General features: G+C 54.1%; 11 protein-coding genes and 2 pseudogenes. 5 read left to right on the top strand and 8 right to left on the bottom strand.

The features are described 5' to 3' along the window. Positions 1–39 precede the first annotated feature (39 nt). The 8 genes from CKW23_RS16970 to tssA form a co-directional block, all read right to left on the bottom strand. Positions 40–1,545, bottom strand: a complete 1,506-nt coding sequence (locus CKW23_RS16970) for a sigma-54-dependent Fis family transcriptional regulator (protein ID WP_095068064.1) — start codon at positions 1,543–1,545, stop codon at positions 40–42. Next, positions 1,545–4,130 carry a type VI secretion system ATPase TssH gene (gene tssH, locus CKW23_RS16965; protein ID WP_162883706.1) on the bottom strand — a complete coding sequence of 862 codons (2,586 nt, stop codon included), beginning with the start codon at positions 4,128–4,130 and terminating at the stop codon, positions 1,545–1,547. The genes CKW23_RS16970 and tssH overlap by 1 nt, the downstream gene beginning before the upstream one ends. 6 nt (positions 4,131–4,136) lie before the next feature. Further along, positions 4,137–5,138 (bottom strand): type VI secretion system baseplate subunit TssG, encoded by a 1,002-nt coding sequence (gene tssG, locus CKW23_RS16960; RefSeq protein ID WP_038400359.1) that lies wholly within the window; start codon positions 5,136–5,138, stop codon positions 4,137–4,139. Continuing rightward, complete coding sequence (gene tssF / locus CKW23_RS16955; RefSeq protein WP_025260024.1) at positions 5,102–6,889, bottom strand: type VI secretion system baseplate subunit TssF; 1,788 nt, start codon at positions 6,887–6,889, stop codon at positions 5,102–5,104. The genes tssG and tssF overlap by 37 nt, the downstream gene beginning before the upstream one ends. A gap of 126 nt (positions 6,890–7,015) precedes the next feature. Beyond that, complete coding sequence (gene tssE, locus CKW23_RS16950; protein WP_025260023.1) at positions 7,016–7,423, bottom strand: type VI secretion system baseplate subunit TssE; 408 nt, start codon at positions 7,421–7,423, stop codon at positions 7,016–7,018. A gap of 27 nt (positions 7,424–7,450) precedes the next feature. Further along, the gene (gene tssC / locus CKW23_RS16945; RefSeq protein ID WP_025260022.1) at positions 7,451–8,926 is read right to left on the bottom strand and encodes a type VI secretion system contractile sheath large subunit; all 1,476 of its coding nucleotides are present in this window, start codon (positions 8,924–8,926) and stop codon (positions 7,451–7,453) included. 26 nt (positions 8,927–8,952) lie between these two features. Continuing rightward, positions 8,953–9,459: a type VI secretion system contractile sheath small subunit gene (gene tssB / locus CKW23_RS16940; RefSeq protein ID WP_025260021.1), complete on the bottom strand. Its 507-nt coding sequence runs from the start codon at positions 9,457–9,459 to the stop codon at positions 8,953–8,955. A 33-nt stretch (positions 9,460–9,492) separates the two neighbouring features. Next, positions 9,493–11,040 carry a type VI secretion system protein TssA gene (gene tssA / locus CKW23_RS16935; protein ID WP_025260020.1) on the bottom strand — a complete coding sequence of 516 codons (1,548 nt, stop codon included), beginning with the start codon at positions 11,038–11,040 and terminating at the stop codon, positions 9,493–9,495. 546 nt (positions 11,041–11,586) lie between these two features. Here tssA and CKW23_RS16930 point away from each other — a divergent pair. From CKW23_RS16930 to CKW23_RS26270, 5 genes and pseudogenes are all read left to right on the top strand, one after another. Continuing rightward, the gene (locus CKW23_RS16930) at positions 11,587–12,102 is read left to right on the top strand and encodes an Hcp family type VI secretion system effector (RefSeq protein WP_025260019.1); all 516 of its coding nucleotides are present in this window, start codon (positions 11,587–11,589) and stop codon (positions 12,100–12,102) included. A 79-nt stretch (positions 12,103–12,181) separates the two neighbouring features. Further along, a pseudogene (locus tag CKW23_RS16925) lies at positions 12,182–14,253 on the top strand (type VI secretion system tip protein VgrG). Positions 14,254–14,320: 67 nt separating this feature from the next. Beyond that, the gene (locus CKW23_RS16920; protein WP_095068027.1) at positions 14,321–17,572 is read left to right on the top strand and encodes a hypothetical protein; all 3,252 of its coding nucleotides are present in this window, start codon (positions 14,321–14,323) and stop codon (positions 17,570–17,572) included. After that, positions 17,569–18,813: a hypothetical protein gene (locus CKW23_RS26980; RefSeq protein WP_236249435.1), complete on the top strand. Its 1,245-nt coding sequence runs from the start codon at positions 17,569–17,571 to the stop codon at positions 18,811–18,813. The genes CKW23_RS16920 and CKW23_RS26980 overlap by 4 nt, the downstream gene beginning before the upstream one ends. After that, a pseudogene (locus CKW23_RS26270) lies at positions 18,810–19,526 on the top strand (hypothetical protein); the annotation flags it as partial. The gene CKW23_RS26980 and the pseudogene CKW23_RS26270, both read left to right, overlap by 4 nt.

Genomic DNA, 19,526 nt, shown 5'->3' with positions numbered 1-19,526 from the left:
TGAAAATGGGTGAAACAAACAATAAAAGTTACTTATCGATCAGGCATGCAGCTCATCACGTTTGATATTCAAATGAGACATGCGATAAAGCAGAGTACGACGTGCCAATCCCAACTCACGTGCGGCAAGACTGCGATTGCCGCCACTTTTCCTCAAGGAATCAAGCAGTACACAACGTTCGACTTGTTCAAGGCGCTCTCGAAGATTAAGTGTCGTATCACGCACCAACAGCTTTACATCAAAAGAAAAGTGTTCAGGCAACAGTTCGTCCCCTTCACATAACAGAACAGCGCGCTCCACCAGCCCTTTCAGTTCGCGGACATTGCCGGGAAAACTACGTCGGCACAGCAGCAGAAGCGCCACTTCAGACCATCGAACAGGCGCACGCCCAAGAAAGTTACAAGCCTTGTCGGCAAAATGTCGTGCCAGCTCCGCAATGTCCCCTTCACGGTGACGCAATGGCGGCAACTCGATGGGAAACTGGGCAAGCCGATAGTAAAGGTCTTCCCTGAACAACCCTTCGGCCACCAGTGCCAGGAGATTGCGGTGAGTTGCAGCGATGATTCGCACATCGACCTTGCGGGTCTCGCTTGACCCCAGCGGGCGAATCTCCCCTTCCTGCAAGACCCGCAAGAGCTTTGCCTGCAAGGACAGCGGCATATCGCCAATCTCGTCCAGCAATAACGTGCCACCATTGGCTGTATCGAACAGGCCTGCCCGATCACGATCAGCCCCGGTAAATGCACCTCTGCAATAACCGAACAACTCGCTTTCCAGAAGCCCTTCAGGGAAAGCCGTGCAGTTCTGCACGACAAAAGGCCTGGAGCGGCGAGGCCCGTGATCGTGAATGGCACGAGCCACCACTTCCTTGCCTGTCCCCGTTTCACCGGTCAGCAAGACCGTGTATGAGCTTTGCAGCACCTTGCCGATCAAGTGGCAGGTCTGGTGCATGATCTCGCTCTGGCCGATCAGGCCGTACCGCTTGCGGGAAGGCTTCACGTCAAGAGGACTGACAGAAGGTCGCAGACGCTGCAGCAGTTGCAATTGCGAAAGTACAAATGCTCCGAGTTCGCCCAGAGACTCGGCAAAGCCATCGAGCACCCTGCGATTCAGGCCGGCGCACAATAGCAGCCCGGCAACTCTCTGCTGCTGATCCACCAGTGGCATACACAACAACGATTTCCAGGCTTGCTCATGGGTCGGCAAGAAGCCGGTGTCATAGATCCCGATACTGAGTTCACTCACACTGACAACCTGGTTCTGGCAGAGACAGAACTGCAATAGCTGCTCCCCCTTGCAATCCACTTCAAGGCTTGCAGGGCTTATCGGAATGATCAGGCCTTCCCGGGCTTCTGCACACAACTGCAGACGGGTCTGGGTAGCATCGAGCAGATATAAGCGGCCCAGTTCGCAATCAGTCAGCTCTGCGGCAGCAAGCGCAAACGCCTGCAACAGGCTCTCGCTGTCGCAGAGATGCGAAAGACGGGTGTATTGGGCACAGAGTTTCTGGACATAGCCGAAAGGCTCTTCAATTGAATTGAACATCATGCGCACTCGCAAATGACGGTGCCTGCAGCGTCGAGCGTGGCATGCACTGTTTCCAGCCTTTCGCCTCGGGCCATGGCATCCAGCACCCGGTCTGCGATCAGGGGCAGCACGTGCAGATCCAGCAGCGAGTCCACCAGCCGTGCGCCACTGTCACTTTGCGCGCAACGCTCGGTCAGGTAAGTGACCAGCGCCTGACAATGACTGAATACCAGTTGCCGGGATGACAGACGCTCACCCAGGCGACGAAGTTTGAGTTCGATCAACTCGCGCATCAGCGGCTCGCTGATCGGGTAGTAAGGCACCACTTGCATCCGTGCCAGCAACGCCGGCTTGAAGTGGGCACTGAGTAGCGGACGAATGATCTTGTCCAGTTCATCCGCTTCGGGCAGCTGACCGTTCTGACACAGCGCCGTAATGGCGTCGCTGCCCAGATTGGAGGTCATGAGGATCAAGGTGTTGCGGAAGTTGATCTCCCTTCCCTCGCCATCATTGACCACACCCTTGTCGAAGATCTGATAGAAAAGATTCAAAACATCGGGATCGGCTTTTTCCACTTCATCCAGCAGAACCACCGAATACGGCTTTTGCCGGACAGCTTCGGTCAGCATTCCACCTTCGCCGTAACCGACGTAACCGGGTGGCGAGCCGATCAACCGGGAAACCGTATGTTTCTCCTGGAATTCCGACATGTTGATCGTGATCAGAAAACGCTCGCCGCCGTACAGCAGGTCAGCAAGTGCCAGAGCGGTTTCGGTTTTGCCGACGCCACTGGGACCTGTCAGCAGAAAGACTCCAACAGGCGCATCGGACTTGTTCAGCCCCGCTGCAACGGCACGCATGGAACGATCCAGTGCCCCGATGGCCTGCTCCTGTCCACGGATCCAGAAACGCAAGCCCGAAGCAAAGTCGGCAACCTTGTCGCAGTATTCGCCAGCCAGTTGGGAAAGCGGAATACCTGTCCAGGCGCTGATCACCTCGGCGACCAGCCGAGGACAAACCTCGAAACTGACCAGCCGATGGCTTGCCTGACTCAGGACCAGGCGCTGATGGATGATCTGTAGCTCATGCTCGATTGACTCAGGCACGCCTTCACGATCCTGCTGGTTGCGCGCATCAGCCAGTTGCTGTCGCAACAGGAGCAAATGTTCAGCGTCCTCTCGTTGTTCATGCCAAAGCTGCTCAAGCCCGGCCTCTTCCTCGCCTGCCTGCGCCATCCGGGCTTGCAGCGTATACAACAGGCACGCATCGACCGGTAATCCCGCATCGGCATCGCGCCTCAAGGCATCGATCTGACGCTGCCCTTCAGCCCGACCGGCACGCAAAAGCTCCAGGCTTTCGGGAGGCGCTGCGAGGCTGATCCGGACACGGGCACAGGCCGTGTCCAGAACATCGACAGCCTTGTCCGGCAACTGTCGTCCGGACAGGTAACGTGCCGATAACCGGGCAGCCGCAACGACCGCATCGTCACGCAGATAAACGCCGTGACTCTTTTCATAGACCGGGGCCAGACCACGCAGGATGGTAATGGCCTCGTCCACAGAAGGCTCATGCACTTGCACGGGTTGAAAGCGTCGCGACAATGCCGGGTCTTTCTCGAAATACTTCTTGTACTCTGCCCATGTGGTCGCCGCGATGGTTCGCAGCTCACCTCGCGCCAAGGCAGGTTTCAGCAGATTCGCCGCATCGGAGCTCCCGGCCTGGGCTCCGGCACCAATCAGGGTATGGGCCTCGTCGATAAAAAGAATGATCGGCTCGGGAGAAGACTTCACCTCATCGATGATGCCTTTGAGGCGACGTTCAAACTCACCCTTCAGGCTTGCTCCAGCCTGCAGCAAGCCCATGTCCAGCGACAGCAGCTCGACACCCTGCAAGGGCTGCGGGACATCACCCTGGGCAATTCGCAGTGCCAGCCCTTCCACAATCGCGGTCTTCCCGACACCCGCCTCGCCGATCACGATCGGGTTGTTCTTGCGACGACGGGCCAGGATGTCGACCATCTGCCGGATCTCGGGATCACGGCACAGAACCGGATCGAGCTTGCCGTCCCTGGCTTGGCGGGTCAGGTTCTGGGTGAAACGGGCCAGCAGGGACTCGCCTGTTGGTGAGGGGGCATCGGCAGATGCAACCTGCTCGCCAAGCGCGAAATCACGCAAGCGGTCGATATTTATCTTCGCCAGCAATGGCTGATAACGGCTACCGGCGTAGCGGACGGGATTGCGCAGCAAGGCCAGGATCAAGGCCGCCTGCCCGATCTGGCTCTGACCCAGCTCCAGATTGGCGACAAGCAAAGCATCCTGAAGCCACTGGACCAGTTCCGGAGCGAATACCGGGTTGCAGGAAGAACGGTGCTCCATGGTCATTTGCAAGGTCACGGCCAGAGATCCTGGTTCTACATCCGCGTCCTGCAAGGCACGGGACAGCATCCCGTCAGGGCGTTCGAGCAGGGCCAGCAGCAGATCCTCCACGAGAATCTTGCTGCCACCTCTTGCCACACAGCGTTCTGCAGTTCCCTCAAGGTCTTTGCGAGTAACTGCATCCAGTGCATTCACCAGTTGTTGCAGGTCTACATTGATCATCGATATCTGTCCTTAATGACTGTTCAGAGTGACCAGGCCATCAGCCCGCTCACATCCGAGCCAACTGCTCCAACCCAGATGGCAACTGTTGGAGTCGCCAATACGCAGCTCTCTGATTTCGTCCTGGCGTAATTCCAGGCGAATGTCGTAATCCAGTTGGTCGCGCAGGGTGAAGCGCACCAATGCTGCAAGAGATCCAAAGCCGGAACCTATGGGCAGGAATTCGTGAAAGCGCTCCCAGCCAAGTTGTTTGATGTGAATACGAAACTTGCCACCTCGATCACAGACACGCGTGCCCAACACTGCATCCTCACCAAGGCGGCTATTGACGATCCCCAAACGGTTGCGTTGCCGCTCTACAACATCAACAGAACGCTCCATACATTGCTCAATGAACAAGCTGGCATGCTTGAAGTAGTAGCGCAGTACAGACTCTATCAATGCTGCTGAATGAGCCCTCAAACTCAGCAAGCCGAGATAGGGAAACAAACGTTTCCAGTTGAGTTCTTCAGTACGGCGAACGTCCTCTCCTGCCAGACCTATCAGGGCAAAGAGTTGCCCTGAAAAAGAATCCTTCGCGCCATGTGTAAAGCTGGCTTCATAACGATATTTACGCCAGACCGGAAAAATAAGCCGATGCAAACGATGATGAAAAACATCGAGGAACGAACGCGTCGTTTGCGATGACTCGCTATCGCCTGACGCTTGCTCACTATAAAAAGCAGGTAACGGCGAGTTGCCTCCACACAAACCCAGCAAGTTGAGCGTAAGTCGTGCCCGCTGCTGTCCGTGCTCTTCAAAAAAAACCAGGCCATCAATATCGCTTCCGGGAAATCCCAGGCCAGGATTGGCTTGAAACTCCAGCAAGTCCTGAACATCCTCTTCATCGACATCCGGGTTGACTTCCAGTAGTTGCTCTACAATCAAGGGTATTGCCTGAAACAGCGAGTATCTACGTATCGTCTGACTCAATCGTTTCAGATCAGAGGTTGAAGTCCCATGCGTGGTGTCCATTCGTATACTTCTCCCTGGGTGCTCCTGACATGCAATTCATGGAAAGAGTTGAGACTGGCGTAAAGAGCGAAAAACTCGTTAAGTACCGAAGCGAAAACAAACAACCCTCCTTCACCGGCACAGCCTTGCGTATCGATCAGCAACTCCGTTTTCAACCCTCGAACAGGGAGACCTCGATATAAATGATCGACAGGTTCATGCCGAATGGACTTGAGTCCGTTCAAAAGCTGCTTGCTGACCCGTTCAGCCTGCTGGTCGTAATAACGCGGAAAGTCATACGTTTCCAGAATGCACTTCAACGCCGAGACGTTATTCAACGATAGGTAATTCAAGGACATGTTACTGATCACCCGCCACAGAAACTCCTTGTGTAGCGGCGGAGCAAAACTTCGCGTAGCCGGTGTAATATTTCTGAACTTCAGAAAATCAGGTGTTTCTTCGCAAGGCCTGCAAATGCCACCTGCCGCTATCTGCAAGGGAAGGTCCTGATGGGTACAGGTCAACTCCACAGAGAGGGTTTCATGCTGACGGGTCTGACGACCATCGAAACTCAAATACGTGTCCAGCCCCTCGTGCAGCGGTGAAGGATGCTGACGAATGCTGTAATAAGGCCTTGGATGTTGCACGTCGAAACTGGGGTCGTGCTCGAATGACTCAAACAGCACAAACTCCTGATAACCCAGACCTCCCGGCTGCCAGCCGGTCACCTTGTCGACCGAAAAGATCCCGCACTTTTTTGAGTCATGTCCGCCAGGCAGCAACCGGTATTCATCCTGCGTACCCTCAAGACGAACAGGCAGTGCATCCTGTTCGAACAGGTTCACGATAGGCGTGCAATACAGTTTGATATTCTGCAGTGTCGGTCGCAGGCGCTGAATTTCATTTTTCGCGATATCAAACGATAGCTCTATACTCCTTGATTTTTCCAGAATCTGCGGCGCCAGTGAATTGATGACCTCAAGCCCCGACACATCAACAAACAGGTATTTCTCTTTAAATACAAAGTATTCCTGCAGATAACGATACCCTCGAAAAGTATTCAATGGATAAGGAACAAGGGCTTCCTCTTCTGCAAAACCCACTGCTTTTATTCTGTCGACAGGTATATTGAAAGATACTGTTTCGTCGCCTGCAACAGCAAAAGGATTACCTTCCGCATCCAGGGGCGTCAAACTGATTTTTTCGAGATTGCGCATCAACCCCAGGTATAACGTCTGGCTGACATAAGGCTCTCCGGCAAAATGCAGTCGCAAATCATTCAGCTCCAGAGAACCGATATGCCCGTCACCGTTCATATCAAGACGCAAGCCAAGCAATACACCGTTGCCATTTGCGGAGTAATTGACTGCACTCAGCCTCAACGGTAATACAGCCGTTTCGTAGCAGGTACGAAAATGACAAACGGTGTCCTCAACCGGAATGCTTTCCACGGGAGTTCCTCGGGCAACTACAATCCCCGCTCCCGAATGCTCCAGAGGCTCGAACTGCAACATGCTGACCGCGGGAAACGGACGCATGTAATTCGGCCACAACAACTGCATCAAGGAGTGAGTAAGTTCGGGTAACTCGTCATCCAGCTTCTGTCGCAGCCGGCCTGTCAGAAATGCGAAACCCTCCAGTAGTCGCTCGACATCAGGATCCTGCCCGGCCTGCCCCAAAAAAGGCGCCAATGCAGGATTACGCTCGGCAAAGCGACTTCCCAATTGACGCAAGGCCGTCAATTCACTTTGATAATAGTTATTAAAAGACAAGCGTTATCCACCTGAGTCATGCCTGAAAAGCAAGAACATACAAAACGAAATACTTGAATCCGACAGTACATGTTCCATCTGCCTGCGTAAAAATACGCGCACACCAAACTTGAAACTTACGGACACTTAATTTATATCGACTTTCCCGCAACCATCCAGACGTGCAGTAAAACTGACGGCACACTTCGCACCTTCCACCGTTAAAAAGCCCTCAATGGAAAATCGCAACTTCAATTTGTCCTCATCGGGCGACAGGGGCATCACACGCACGTCGGACAATCGAGGCTCACAGGTTCTGATGAAAGCCTCGATAGCCGAGCGGGACAGGGCAAGAGTGTCATGCAGGCTCATGCGCATATCATTCAGATCCGGCAGCCCGTACTCGGGTTGTGTCTGCACACTCCCCGCCCGGGTACCGAGCATCTTCGCAAGATGGGCAGCCACCGAAGCGATGACACACTCTTCGCGACTCAAACCTTTACGGCGCCTGGTTTCACCGCCAAGGCGCTCGAAAAGGCTACCGTAAGGATTCATGTCCGAGCGCCTTCAGCCTGCATACGGTTATTCCTTGTCCAGCTTGCCGACCAGAGAAAGCGTAAAGTCCGCCCCCATGTATTTGAAGTGAGGCCGCACGCTCAGGTTGACCCGGTACCAACCCGGCTCGCCTTCAACATTACTGACGGTGATCTGCGCAGCACGTAATGGACGACTGCCGCGCACATCAACGCTCGGATTTTCCTGATCGGCCACGTACTGACCGATCCACTTGTTCAGTTCAAGCTCAAGATCGGCACGCTCCTTCCAGGAACCAAGCTGTTCACGCTGCAGCACTTTGAGATAATGCGCCAGCCGGTTGACGATCATCATGTAGGGAAGCTGAGTGCCCAGTCTGTAGTTCAACTCAGCCGCTTTACTCTCAGCGCTGATGCCGAAGAACTTGGGTTTCTGCACGGAGCTGGCCGAGAAAAAGGCTGCGTTATCACTGCCCTTGCGCATGGTCAGAGCGATGAAGCCCTCTTCGGCAAGCTCGTACTCACGACGATCGGAAACCAGGACCTCGGTAGGTATTTTGGTCTCTATTTCACCCATGCTATGGAAATGGTGCAGCGGCAGATCCTCGACAGCACCACCACTCTGAGGGCCGATAATATTCGGACACCAGCGGAACCTGGCAAAACTGTCGGTCAGGCGGGTAGCAAATGCATAGGCCGTATTGCCCCATAAGTAGTGCTCATGACTACCGGAAACGTTTTCTCTGTAGACAAACGTCTTGACCGGGTTCTCTTGCGGATCATAGGGGGTACGCAGCAGAAAACGTGGCACCGTCAAGGCACAGTAACGAGCGTCTTCCTGCTGGCGAAAACTTTGCCATTTGGCGAATTGCGGACCATCGAAGTGATCTTTCAGGTCCTTGAGGTCAGGTAACCCTGTGAACTGCTCAAGACCAAAAAAGCCGGGACCGGCAGCGGCGATAAATGGCGCATGGGCCATGCAGGCAACACTCGATACATACTGCAGGGTTTTCACGTCAGGCGAACTTGGCGAAAAAAAGTAGTTGGCGATGATCGCGCCAACCGGCTTACCACCGAACTGACCATATTCAGCGGTATAGACATGCTTATAAAGGCCTGACTGCATGACTTCTGGTGAATCTTCAAAATCATCCAGCAAGTCTTGCCGGGAGACGTTCAATACTTCGATCTTTATATTTTCACGAAAGTCAGTACGGTCCACCAGCAATTGAAGACCACGCCATGAAGCTTCCAGCGCCTGAAAGTCCTTGTGATGCAGGATCTCATCCATTTGCTGACTGAGCCGGGTATCGATTTCGGCGATCATGCGATCAACCAGTGCCTTTTTTACAGGCTCCTTGCTGTTGTGTGGCTTCAGCAGTTCCTCAATGAACGCTGCAACTCCGCGCCTGGCGATATCATATGCTTCGTCGCCGGGAGTCAGTTTTGTTTCAGCAATGATCTGATCAAGAACCCCATACTCTACAGCGTTGTCATTTTCTGACCGTAGCGCTTTAGCACTCATTAGATTGATTTCCTTATGCGTATAACTCAGGCGTTTTCCGATGCAGCAATACCCAGACCCAACTCACCCAGTACACGGTTGCGGGATTCGGTATCGGCAAGCACGCTTTCAATCGCTTTACGAAAAGCAGGCGCGTTCCCCAAAGGTCCCTTGAGCGCCATAAGGGCATTGCGCAATTCCATAAGACTTTTCAGCTCGGGAACCTGCTCTACCAGACTGACCGGATTGAAATCCTTGAGTGAACGGATACGGATATTGATGCCTAACTCTTCATTGCCATCAGTCTCTTGAAGACGGTTGTGTACATTCAACGCCAGCGTCAACTCCTGCTTCTCCAGTACAGCATCAAAATTGTTTTTATCGATGCTTATCGCTTTACGATCTTCAAGCTTGCGCTCATCGGCGCGCTGCGTGAAATCTCCCAGCACCAGCAACTTCAAGGGAAGTTCAATCTCTTCCTTTGCCCCTCCAATAGCAGGTCTGAAGGTGACATTGATACGCTCTTTAGGTGCAACAGAACCTTTTTTTGCCATACGTTTCTCCCTTACCGTTCCAGCCTTCAAGGCTTACCCAAGTAACACCTCAAGATCGAGGTGACAAAGCCTGCGATATATTTCATCCTTGCGTTCCCTTACCACATTGCTCTGCGGCAAGCATTCATAACAGCTATTCAATGTGTGCAGCACTTTCAGGGATAGCTCTGGTTCCCATGTATGAAACCCTGAGTCCTGTAAATATTGATCCAGTATTTCCAGCTGACTCTTGGCGAGCTCATATTTCTTGGCGGTATAACAAAGCTGGGCCAGAGCAAACTGCCAATAAAAACGGTCTCGCTGACTCTGGGCAATCTGTAATTTCTGTTTAAGTATCTGAACAGCCGCTTTGAGCCCCTCACTGCGCAAAACAGATAGAGCCTCTTGTAACGCTACTTCCCATTCAGGCTGTGCAACGGTTTCCTCAAGGCTTTCAACAGGACTATCAATCTGGACATGAGGCATGACCTGCTCATTGATCCAGCGGTGAGTATCATCATCGGCAAAAGGCGACCCATCCTGAAACTTCAGCTCACAGATGCCCGGAAGGCGCTGCAGGAAAAGGGCAAAAAGGATTTCCACCTCCCGCATTGCCAGGTCGGCCTTCAACGCACGCAAGCACTCCCATACCAGTCGCTGTCCATCAAACCAGAAGGGGGTCAGTGCAAGACTGGCCTCAACATCAACCACCAGATCCGCGTAATGCCCTTGCTGAAAACGCTCGCCATAACTGCGCAACTTATCCGCTGGCAAAGCATGCAATGCTGTTATTTGCCTGACATTGCACTCAGGTAATTTATCGATACCTAACCACGACACCGTACGACTCAGGTACAGGGCTCGCACATCGGTCGATTTTTGACGCAACCACCAGGCACACAATTTCTGCGCACTTTCCTGCTGTCCTTTTAAGGCCTTCTGTGCGTCCCTTTCATTTTCAATGGTGACATCACTTTTAAAAATCCTGGCGGCAGCCTGCTTTACCTGAACAACCAGGTTCTCTGTATCGGCTTTGCTTTCGACAGCATGCTTGACCATCGCCGCAAGCCTGCGACGAACAGGTAAAAGCAGTGGGGCTTCATCGCCCAGATAACTCGACAGCAACGTGTCCAGCGCTTCAAGTGCTTCAACCAGTTTTTGAAACAACGGTAACTGTGCAGTAACGGATACATCATCGACAAGCACCTGCTCAAGCCGAGGCACTAACCAGTTAAGTGAAGCCGTTCGGGTTCGCAGTTTACGAGGATGAAGAACCTGCCAGCGATGACTGCAGAGATGATGAAGCAGGTTCACGCCCGCCAACAAGCCGGGAAATGATTCACATTGATACAAGGACCACGTTAACCACACTGCAACGCGAAGATCTTTCGAGCATTCACGCAGGATAAGTTCACTGACCTCACGCACTCTCAACCAGTCGATCTGAACACTCCCATGCAAGGAGTACACTTTACCCAGCTCACCCTCAAGGGTTTCGAACTCGGCTGAAAAACGAACATCCTCACCTTCTGGACACTCTTCGGAAACAGGGTGTTCGACAAGTTCAAGGTAACGACTGGAAAGCTTGTCCGAGTAAGTCATTAATCAATCTTCATCCCTGAAACCGTTTGTCTATCACACAGACAACATGTAAAAACCAGAAAGTGCCTTGCACCCATCACGATGCGCACACTAGCTTTGAAAAAACTCTTTAACAAGCACGAAAGGGATACACCATAAACTTTCGGAATATTCCTACAGTCAAATATAGAAAAGATTTACAACAGCCCTCGAAATTTCAGGATCGTCAACCTAGATAGCAACAACCTTGCGTCAGCAACATATGACAACACGGCAAAAAGGCCATCATGCGCAAAACCCTGCACAACATAGTGCGAATATAATTGCGAATAAAGCCCCGGACCGCCCATAAACAGGCACGTAAGATTCCGCATGCAAAAAATTGCGCAGATGCGCAATAACTTGCGCAGTTCGACTATTAAAAACCACTCACCTTAAAACTAGCAAAAAGCCAACTTTATGTTTTAAAAGGAAAAACAAAAACTGGCATACTTCTTGGTATTACCCCTATCGATCCCCAGGCGAATTACGCTGCCGGACGCTTATTTTTTTGCAAGGAGAGTATCGATGGCCACACCTGTTTACATGTCTATAAAAGGTTCCAGACAAGGCCTGATCACTGAAAAGGCCTTAACTTTTGAATCGGTTGGAAACACTTATAAGAAGGAGCATGAAGATCAGTTCATGATCCAGGCTGTCAGCCATGTGATCACCGTTCCTTGTGATTTACAGTCAAGCCAGCCTGCCACCACACGCATTCACAAACCCCTCTGCATTACCAAGATATTCGACAGAGCTTCACCGATGCTGCAGGCAGCACTGGCCTCCAACGAACGCCTGCCTCTGGTCGAAATACACTGGTATCGCATTGCGGATGGCGTGCTGGAGCACTATTACACCACCTCCCTGGAAGACGCCGTCATTGTGGAAATCAAAGACTACATGCTTAGCAGCCAGGATCCAGCCAACGCGCATTCCAGCCACTTGCAAGACGTTCATATCGCCTACAGCAAAATAACCTGGACCCATCTGATGGCCAAGAGCTCAGGGTCTGACGACTTGCGCTTTCCAATAAGAGCCTAAGCCTGAATAACAGCCCTATCGATTCAGCAGAATCGATAGGGCTCAGGTTGTCGCTCATTCAGATATGGAGAAGCAGGTAATGCCCGCACCCGCCCATCAAGCGCATTTCAGCCTGCACCTGCAAGACGTCAAACACGACTTCAAGGTAGTGGCCTTTACCGGCACAGAGGCCATCAGCCAGCCCTTTGCCTTTGAGCTGGAACTAGTCAGCGAAGATCCCGCGCTGGCCCTGGACAACCTCCTGCACCGTCCGGCCTTTCTGCAGTTCGGCCCCAACGACATTGGCGTGCATGGTTTGATCGACCGCATCGCCCAGGGCGATTCCCGCAAACGTCTGACCCACTACGCAATGACCCTGCGACCTCAACTGTCGTACCTGGGCCATCGCATCAATCAGCGCATCTTCCAGCAGCAGTCCGTGCCCGACATCATTGCCCGGGTTCTACAGGACCACGGCATCCTTGCCGACCGCTATCACTTCCAGCTCGGTCTGCCCTACCCAAAGCGCGAATACTGTGTGCAGTACGACGAATCGGACCTGCATTTCATCCAGCGTCTCTGTGAAGAAGAAGGCCTGCACTATCACTTCCAGCACAGCCCAAGCATGCACCGGCTGGTATTCGGCGATGACCAGACGGTCTTTCCCAGGCTAGCGCCTCTGAGCTATCGACAGGACAGCGGAATGCCGCCCGACGGGCCAGTGGTCAAACGTTTCAATGTCCGCCTGAAAACCCGCAGCACTCGCACCACGCGGCGGGATTATGACTTTCAGAAACCACGAGCGCCTCTTGAAAGCACAGTCGATCACCAGACCCTACCGGATCTTGAGGATTACGATTACCCGGCCCGTTTCACCGACCGTGAGCGCGGCAACATGCTGACCAAGCGGGCACTGGAACGTCATCGTCATGATTACCGCCTCGCCGAAGGCCATAGCGATCAACCACGGCTGGTTAGCGGCCACTTTCTGGACCTGAACAGGCATCCACAGAAAGACTGGAATCAGCTCTGGCTGCTGACCGAAGTGCACCACGAAGGTCATCAGCCTCAGGTGCTGGAAGAAACGGCAGGTCAAAGACAGCAACCAGCCAGACAGGGCTATCGCAATACCTTCCGGGGCACGCCTTGGGACGCTTTCTACCGCCCGCCTCTTCGTCACCCCAAACCCCGTATTTCGGGCAGCCAGACGGCAATAGTCACCGGCCCACAGGATCAGGAAATCCATTGCGACAAACATGGCCGGATCAAGGTGCAGTTCCACTGGGACCGCGAGGGCCAGCAGGATGCCAGAAGCAGTTGCTGGCTGCGGGTGTCGTCCGGTTGGGCGGGCAATCGCTATGGTGCTGTCGTGTTGCCACGGGTCGGCATGGAAGTGTTGGTGACTTTTCTGGAAGGCGACCCCGATCAACCACTGGTCACCGGATGCCTCTACCACGCCGAAAACACACCGCCCTACAGCCTGCCCGAACACCGCACCCGCAGCGTCTTCAAGACCCTGAGCAGCCCCGGTGGCGGTGGCTCCAACGAGCTGCGCATCGAGGACCGCAAGGATCAGGAACAGATCTTCATCCACGCCCAGCGCAACTGGGACCAGAGCATTGGTCACGACCAGAAGATCCAGGTCGGCAATGAGCGCCACGACCGGGTCGAGGCCAACAGCTACAGCGAATTCAGGGCCGAGCAACACTGCACCGTCGATGCTGACCGCAAGGTGGAAATCCGGGCGAACGATCATTTGAGCATCGCTCAGGTTCAACACATCAAGGTGGGCGTGGCACAACTGGTCGAAGCCGGACAGGAAATACATATCAAGTCCGGCGACAAGCTGGTGATCGATGCAGGCATGGAACTGACCCTCAGGTCGGTGGCAGCTTTATCAAGATCGATCACAGCGGGGTGATGATGAACGGGCCGCTGGTCAGGACCAATGAAGCCGTCAGCCCCGGTATTGGAACCACGGCAATGCCTTTGCTACCAGGCCTGTCAGAACGGGCAGCGACGGAAAAGCCGGGGCAACTGCTGATGCAGAGCCTGAGAGGTCACGCCCCCATCGTCGAGCGGTGTCAGAACCATAAAAGCGGTACGCCATTAAATTGCCTGGTCAACGATTGCGGTTACCGCAAAATATTGCTGGCGGGAGAAAAACAATGACAGTCGATGTCTGGGGCAATCTCGATCATGGCAGCCAGTTGATCCTGACAGGGCCGGAGCAGCAGCCATGAGCACGTTCAACGACAAGCCCATCACCCAGGGCACACGCAAGAAAACCGAGTACCTGAATGACCAGAATGCGCGGCTGGCGCTGCAGATTCCCCGCACCGACGGCGGCCTGCTGCAAATCCCCCTGCTCCCCGATGCTCAAAGCACCCGGGAAGAGGAAACCATTCAGCGCAATACACTGCTCTCCGTCCTGCCCCTGGCTCGCCTTCCGGGTTATGACAAGCCCACTGAATACCCTCGGGGCGGCCTGCCACGTCGGGGCCGCATTTATGTGTTCTGGCGCAACGTTTTATGGCGAGAGCTGGAAACCGATGGCCAGGGCCAGTTGTTCGAGGTGGATGTCGCGCACTGGCGCACGATCGCGCAACAACTCGGCAATGCCGACCAGCGCGACCCGGTGGCCGTCAAACAGCAGGTGATTCTGCTGCCGATGCTATTGCAGGGCCGCTTCGTCGCCGATCAGTTGCGCATGGCCTACAGCGAACTGCCCTGGAGCTGGGAATACATCCAATGGCTTGAAAGCGACGCCAGCCGGATCAAGGTTCGCTGTCAGCATATTGCGCGAATCTGGGACACCGCTGTAGTGGGTTCGGAGCACTGGAAAACCACACAGGACAACCCGAGCCTGCCAGTCAGCCGTATCCGCAAAGGCTTGCGGGCCAGGGATTTCAATAGTGAAAGCGCCCTGCAGGACCCGCTGGAATTTACCCCTGCGCTTTGCTCGTTCGGCGACGAAAACCTGCTCAAGTGCCTGCAAACGCGCCAGGAGCAGTTGGCGCAACACCTTCAGCAGCCACCACCCCCGCCACTTCCGGATATCGAAGCCGGGGTGGATCTGCTGGATCAGTACCAGCTTCGGGACAACAGCCATCTGGTTGCCCTGATTCTCGAAGACCCGTTGTTTGCCGTCCGCCATGCCTCCGCGCAGATACGTCACTGCGTGGCCTACCTGCAAACCCTGAATGCCCTGATTGCCCATCAGCCCAACGGGCGTTATGCCCAGGTGCTATATAGCGCTGTCGGCGGCAATCACGCCTACCTGAAAAACAAGATCGACCTGCCGAAATTTCATGCGACGGTGTTCGAGCAGGAGCGCAGGTTCGGTCGCCAATCACTGGCGATGCATCTCAGGCGACTGGTCGACGTGCTCGACCGAAAACTGCCCGCCGTCCTCCAGGACTGGATTCATCGCCACGACCAGGCCTTGCTGGAACCCTACAGCCTGATGGCAGATGCTCTGGGCGCACTTGAATACACACCGGCGCAGGCAGATGCGCTGCTGACCGGCATGGACATTAGCGAACTGGAAACCTCCATCAGGACCCTGGCCAGAAGCGTGCTGCAAGCTGAGCATCCATTGGGCGCAATGCTGCTGGCCAGGGAATCAGACCGACCTCCCGAACTGCTCAAGCGCCTGATTGACCTGCGCGACAGTGGCCAGCCACCCGAACCACAAGCCATGGGCCTGAGCACCCTGATGCTCAGCGCCTCCTTTGTCGACAAACTGGACGGCGCCGGGATAGCCAAAAGCTTCGCTTTCTTCATGGGCGATCTGCTGGATATTTTCGGGGCCAGCGTCGTGGCCCAAATCAGTCGACAGGCGAACAGCGCCTCGAAAATAAAGCTCGACCGACTCTTCGCTCCTACCTTCACCACCCTCGCGGCCCTGTCGACAAAAATGACCGGCATACGCCTGATGCCCATGGACGAAGCACTGGACAGGGATTACGTGGTAATCGGCGTTCAGGGCGCGGGCTTACGCAGAGGTCTGACCCACAGCGAACGCGCCGAACTGACCCGCAAGAACTACCGCTACGCCACCCTGCACAGCCAGTCCGGCGAAACCCTGGGCAGTACCAGCGCCAAAGGCAGCAGCAAGCATGATCCGCTGTTGCGCAATGTGACGGTTGTCGCACTTCCCAAGGAACATCCGGAACTGGAGCACTACAGCAACTTTCGGGTGAAGTTTGGTGCGCTGACCCAGTTTTTGGAAAAGCCCAAAGTGGTGCCGACGATGATGCTGGAGTTGGCGATTTATAACTTGGTGGTGCAGACGGATGCGCTGGAAAGTTTTAAAGCTGAGGGGGAGTCCGCTCGAGGACACTTGGGGATATTGAGTGCTTTAGTCGACTTGATAGCAGCTCTTGTTAACCACAGCAGATTTCTATTTGGGGCAACCACAGCAAAGTATCTGACTACCCCTCGTATCAACGTAGCGAAAATCTCACTCCACTGGGCAAGAAATCTCGAGAAACAAACAGGCAGTCCTAAGCTGCCGCTTCTTCGCGCCATTGGGGGCGGGGCTACATTGCTTGGCGCAGTCATAAGCGCTTGGGAAAGTCGTCGAGCCTATCTAGCCGGCGATTACGCACTCTCGGCCAGTCACGCCGTTATTACAGCCGGAAGTCTCCTGTGGGGGCTCTATACCCTTGGCCTCATTACCCATCCCATTGCACTCCTGATCGGCGCAATCATGGTCATTGGCGGTATAGTAAGTGCCAATCTGCTGAACGACAACGAAGCCGAACTTGCCGTACGTTACGGGCCTTTCGGTATAGACGCCCTGGTCGGACAGATCTCAGATAGCCAGCAATCTGTCATGCACTTGAAAGACCCGCTGATTGCCTATCAGCAACTGACAGGCATTCTGGGCAAGCCAAAGATCACCGTACAACGGCTCGCCGACTGGCGCAGGCAAGCATCAGCCCCCCAGCTTCAAGCCCTGCAGGCCGCCGAGCGACAACGCAAACTCCCGACCAACAGCCATACCCAAACCCTCAGACCCGATCAAACAGCTCTGACCGATCAGGATTGGGTGGTGATCATGAGCACGCCCTTGCTGGGGATGCTCGGTAATGACGCAAACCATCTTCAGCTATTGGGCCTTGAATTTCGCTCTGCTCTGGACACCGGCCAGGCCTATGCCTCCCGGCACTATCACTGGCAACCCTGCGGTACACCAAAACTGTCCGCCGTGCCGCTGGATGCCCATAGCGTGCTGTATGTGCTGCCTTCACTGATTGAATCGCCGCTCTCCGGCGCACGTTTCAAACGAACCGAAGGGCTGAAAATCAGTGCCCAGGTCGAACTTCGCGCCGAACCGGACACTCCGCCACTGGTACTTCCACAACCCCACCCGAAAAAGTGGAAACCCTTCGCCCCTGAGCATCGTCGAGTGCCGTCCGGCCAACCCACTCCAGACAACGCGCCCTTGTATTGGCAAATAGAAACCATCGAGTTAACTGTATGAACGCAGATAAAGATACGCCCTATAGCCTTGGTGCCTACCAAGGCGACAGCCAGGCACCTCTGCCGCCACCAAGGTGGTATGTCCATCTCAACCGTAATGGCCTGTTCAACACCCACCTTGCCTTTGGCAATTACGCCAGACTGGACCCAGCTACGGAAATCACTCTACAACTGGAATGCGAAGAGCATCGGGCCTATCAAAAGCAGGAAGAACGTGGTGAAAAACAGGAAGTGTACTGCGATGCGAAGCGCTGGCGGTTTCAGAATGCCAGCAATATTCCACATACGCTATTTATAGCCAAGCTAATGAGTTTTTTCTTTATATGGGTCCCATGGAGTACGTGGATTTTTTTTCCAATAAAGGCAGAGTTTGGATATGGCTACCCCGATACGGGACTTACATTGCTAATAGCTTTTTTATCGGTCGCATTAATGATAGGGGCTTTAACTCTATACATGACCGAAAACAAGTACCTCCACCACGTCCAAATTTCCGGCTTCGTTATCTGTGCAGCCATCGTCCTCTGGCTAAAAGGCACCCTCTGGGGCAACAGCGAAATGCATATCGCCTTCTGGTTCGGCACTTTCCTGTACTTCATGGGTGCCATCGGTTTCGATTGCCTGCTCTGGCTGCACAGCACCCTCAGCCGTCACGACGGCAGCGAGTTCAATCGGGTAGACGGCATGCTGCGTTTCAAGCGGCGTTTTCGGCGCCTGTTTGTCGCACCTTTTGAAGAGTTCGACCCGGTACTGACCACGCTGCCCAGCGGTTATGGCTCCCGTGACTATGCGATCACGTTGTATCACCGCTACACCAATACCCGAATCTGTCTCGCCACCAAAGTGCATAGCCTGGGACTGGACAAGGCCAATGCCCTGGCCTTCTGGGATTGCCTGCAACGCTATATGGACGTGACCCAACCTCTGCCCGACCTTCCAGTACTGGAACAAAGCCGTCATCTGGACCCGGTCACCGCCGCCCACGACACCCGCACCGGCCGCAACCCTCGCCGCTGGCGCGATCAAGCACTAACCGGCTGGAAAACCTCGGGAGAAAAGAAGCTCAACGAGCAATTGCAGCGCTATCCCTGGCAGCAACAACCCTGCGTCATCAAGTCTCGCCTGAGCGAAGAACTCACCATTGAAGCCTGGTACCGCGCTCAGGAAGCCAAGGGCATTCAGGCAACACCCAAGGCTGAGGACTTTGCGCCGCGCGCTGATTACGACGAGTCACAGATATGAACGCCTACGCCAATAGCGCTTACCGCAGCGACAGTCAGGACCCACTGCCACCACCAGGATCGTATGCCCATCTCAACCGTAATGGCCTGTTCGCCACCCACCTTGCCTTTGGTCATTACGCAGAACTGGACTCGGCTACGGAAATCACTCTGCAACTGGAGTGCGAAGAGCATTGGGTCTATCAAACGCAAGAAGAAGCGGGCAAAAAACAGGAGGTGTATTGCGATGCAAAACGCTGGCGCTTTCAGAACTCCAGCAAGATTCCATACCTTCTATTTATTTTTAAAATAATGAGCTTTTTCTTTATATGGGTTCCATGGAGCACATGGATTTTTCTTCCAATAAAACTCGAACTTGGCTACAAAACTGTCGGTACCGAGCTCGCAGCACTAACAGCTTTTTTAGCGATTACCTTAGCTACTACATCTCTTATTCTATTCATGACAGAAAAAAAAGCAGTTCATTACATTCAAATTGCTGGCTTCTTTATCTGCGCAGCCATCGTCCTCTGGCTAAAAGGCACCCTCTGGGGCAACAGCGAAATGCATATCGCCTTCTGGTTCGGCACTTTCCTGTACTTCATGGGTGCCATCGGTTTCGATTGCCTGCTCTGGCTGCACAGCACCCTCAGCCGTCACGACGGCAGCGAGTTCAATCGGGTAGACGGCATGCTGCGTTTCAAGCGGCGTTTTCGGCGCCTGTTTGTCGCGCCC

The sequence above is a fragment of the Pseudomonas sp. Irchel 3A18 genome (assembly GCF_900187465.1).
Lineage (GTDB): Bacteria > Pseudomonadota > Gammaproteobacteria > Pseudomonadales > Pseudomonadaceae > Aquipseudomonas > Aquipseudomonas cichorii.
The sequence above is the reverse complement of the archived record's forward strand: the minus strand, read 5'-3'. Positions and strand labels throughout refer to the sequence as shown.

Excerpts from the sequence above, each read along its gene's own strand:
- CKW23_RS16970 (WP_095068064.1), bottom strand. The coding sequence starts at position 1,545 with ATGTTCAATTCAATTGAAGAGCCTTTCGGCTATGTCCAGAAACTCTGT.
- tssG (WP_038400359.1), bottom strand. The coding sequence starts at position 5,138 with ATGGACACCACGCATGGGACTTCAACCTCTGATCTGAAACGATTGAGT.
- tssE (WP_025260023.1), bottom strand. The coding sequence starts at position 7,423 with ATGAATCCTTACGGTAGCCTTTTCGAGCGCCTTGGCGGTGAAACCAGG.
- tssC (WP_025260022.1), bottom strand. The coding sequence starts at position 8,926 with ATGAGTGCTAAAGCGCTACGGTCAGAAAATGACAACGCTGTAGAGTAT.
- tssB (WP_025260021.1), bottom strand. The coding sequence starts at position 9,459 with ATGGCAAAAAAAGGTTCTGTTGCACCTAAAGAGCGTATCAATGTCACC.
- tssA (WP_025260020.1), bottom strand. The coding sequence starts at position 11,040 with ATGACTTACTCGGACAAGCTTTCCAGTCGTTACCTTGAACTTGTCGAA.
- CKW23_RS16930 (WP_025260019.1), top strand. The coding sequence starts at position 11,587 with ATGGCCACACCTGTTTACATGTCTATAAAAGGTTCCAGACAAGGCCTG.
- CKW23_RS16920 (WP_095068027.1), top strand. The coding sequence starts at position 14,321 with ATGAGCACGTTCAACGACAAGCCCATCACCCAGGGCACACGCAAGAAA.
- CKW23_RS26980 (WP_236249435.1), top strand. The coding sequence starts at position 17,569 with ATGAACGCAGATAAAGATACGCCCTATAGCCTTGGTGCCTACCAAGGC.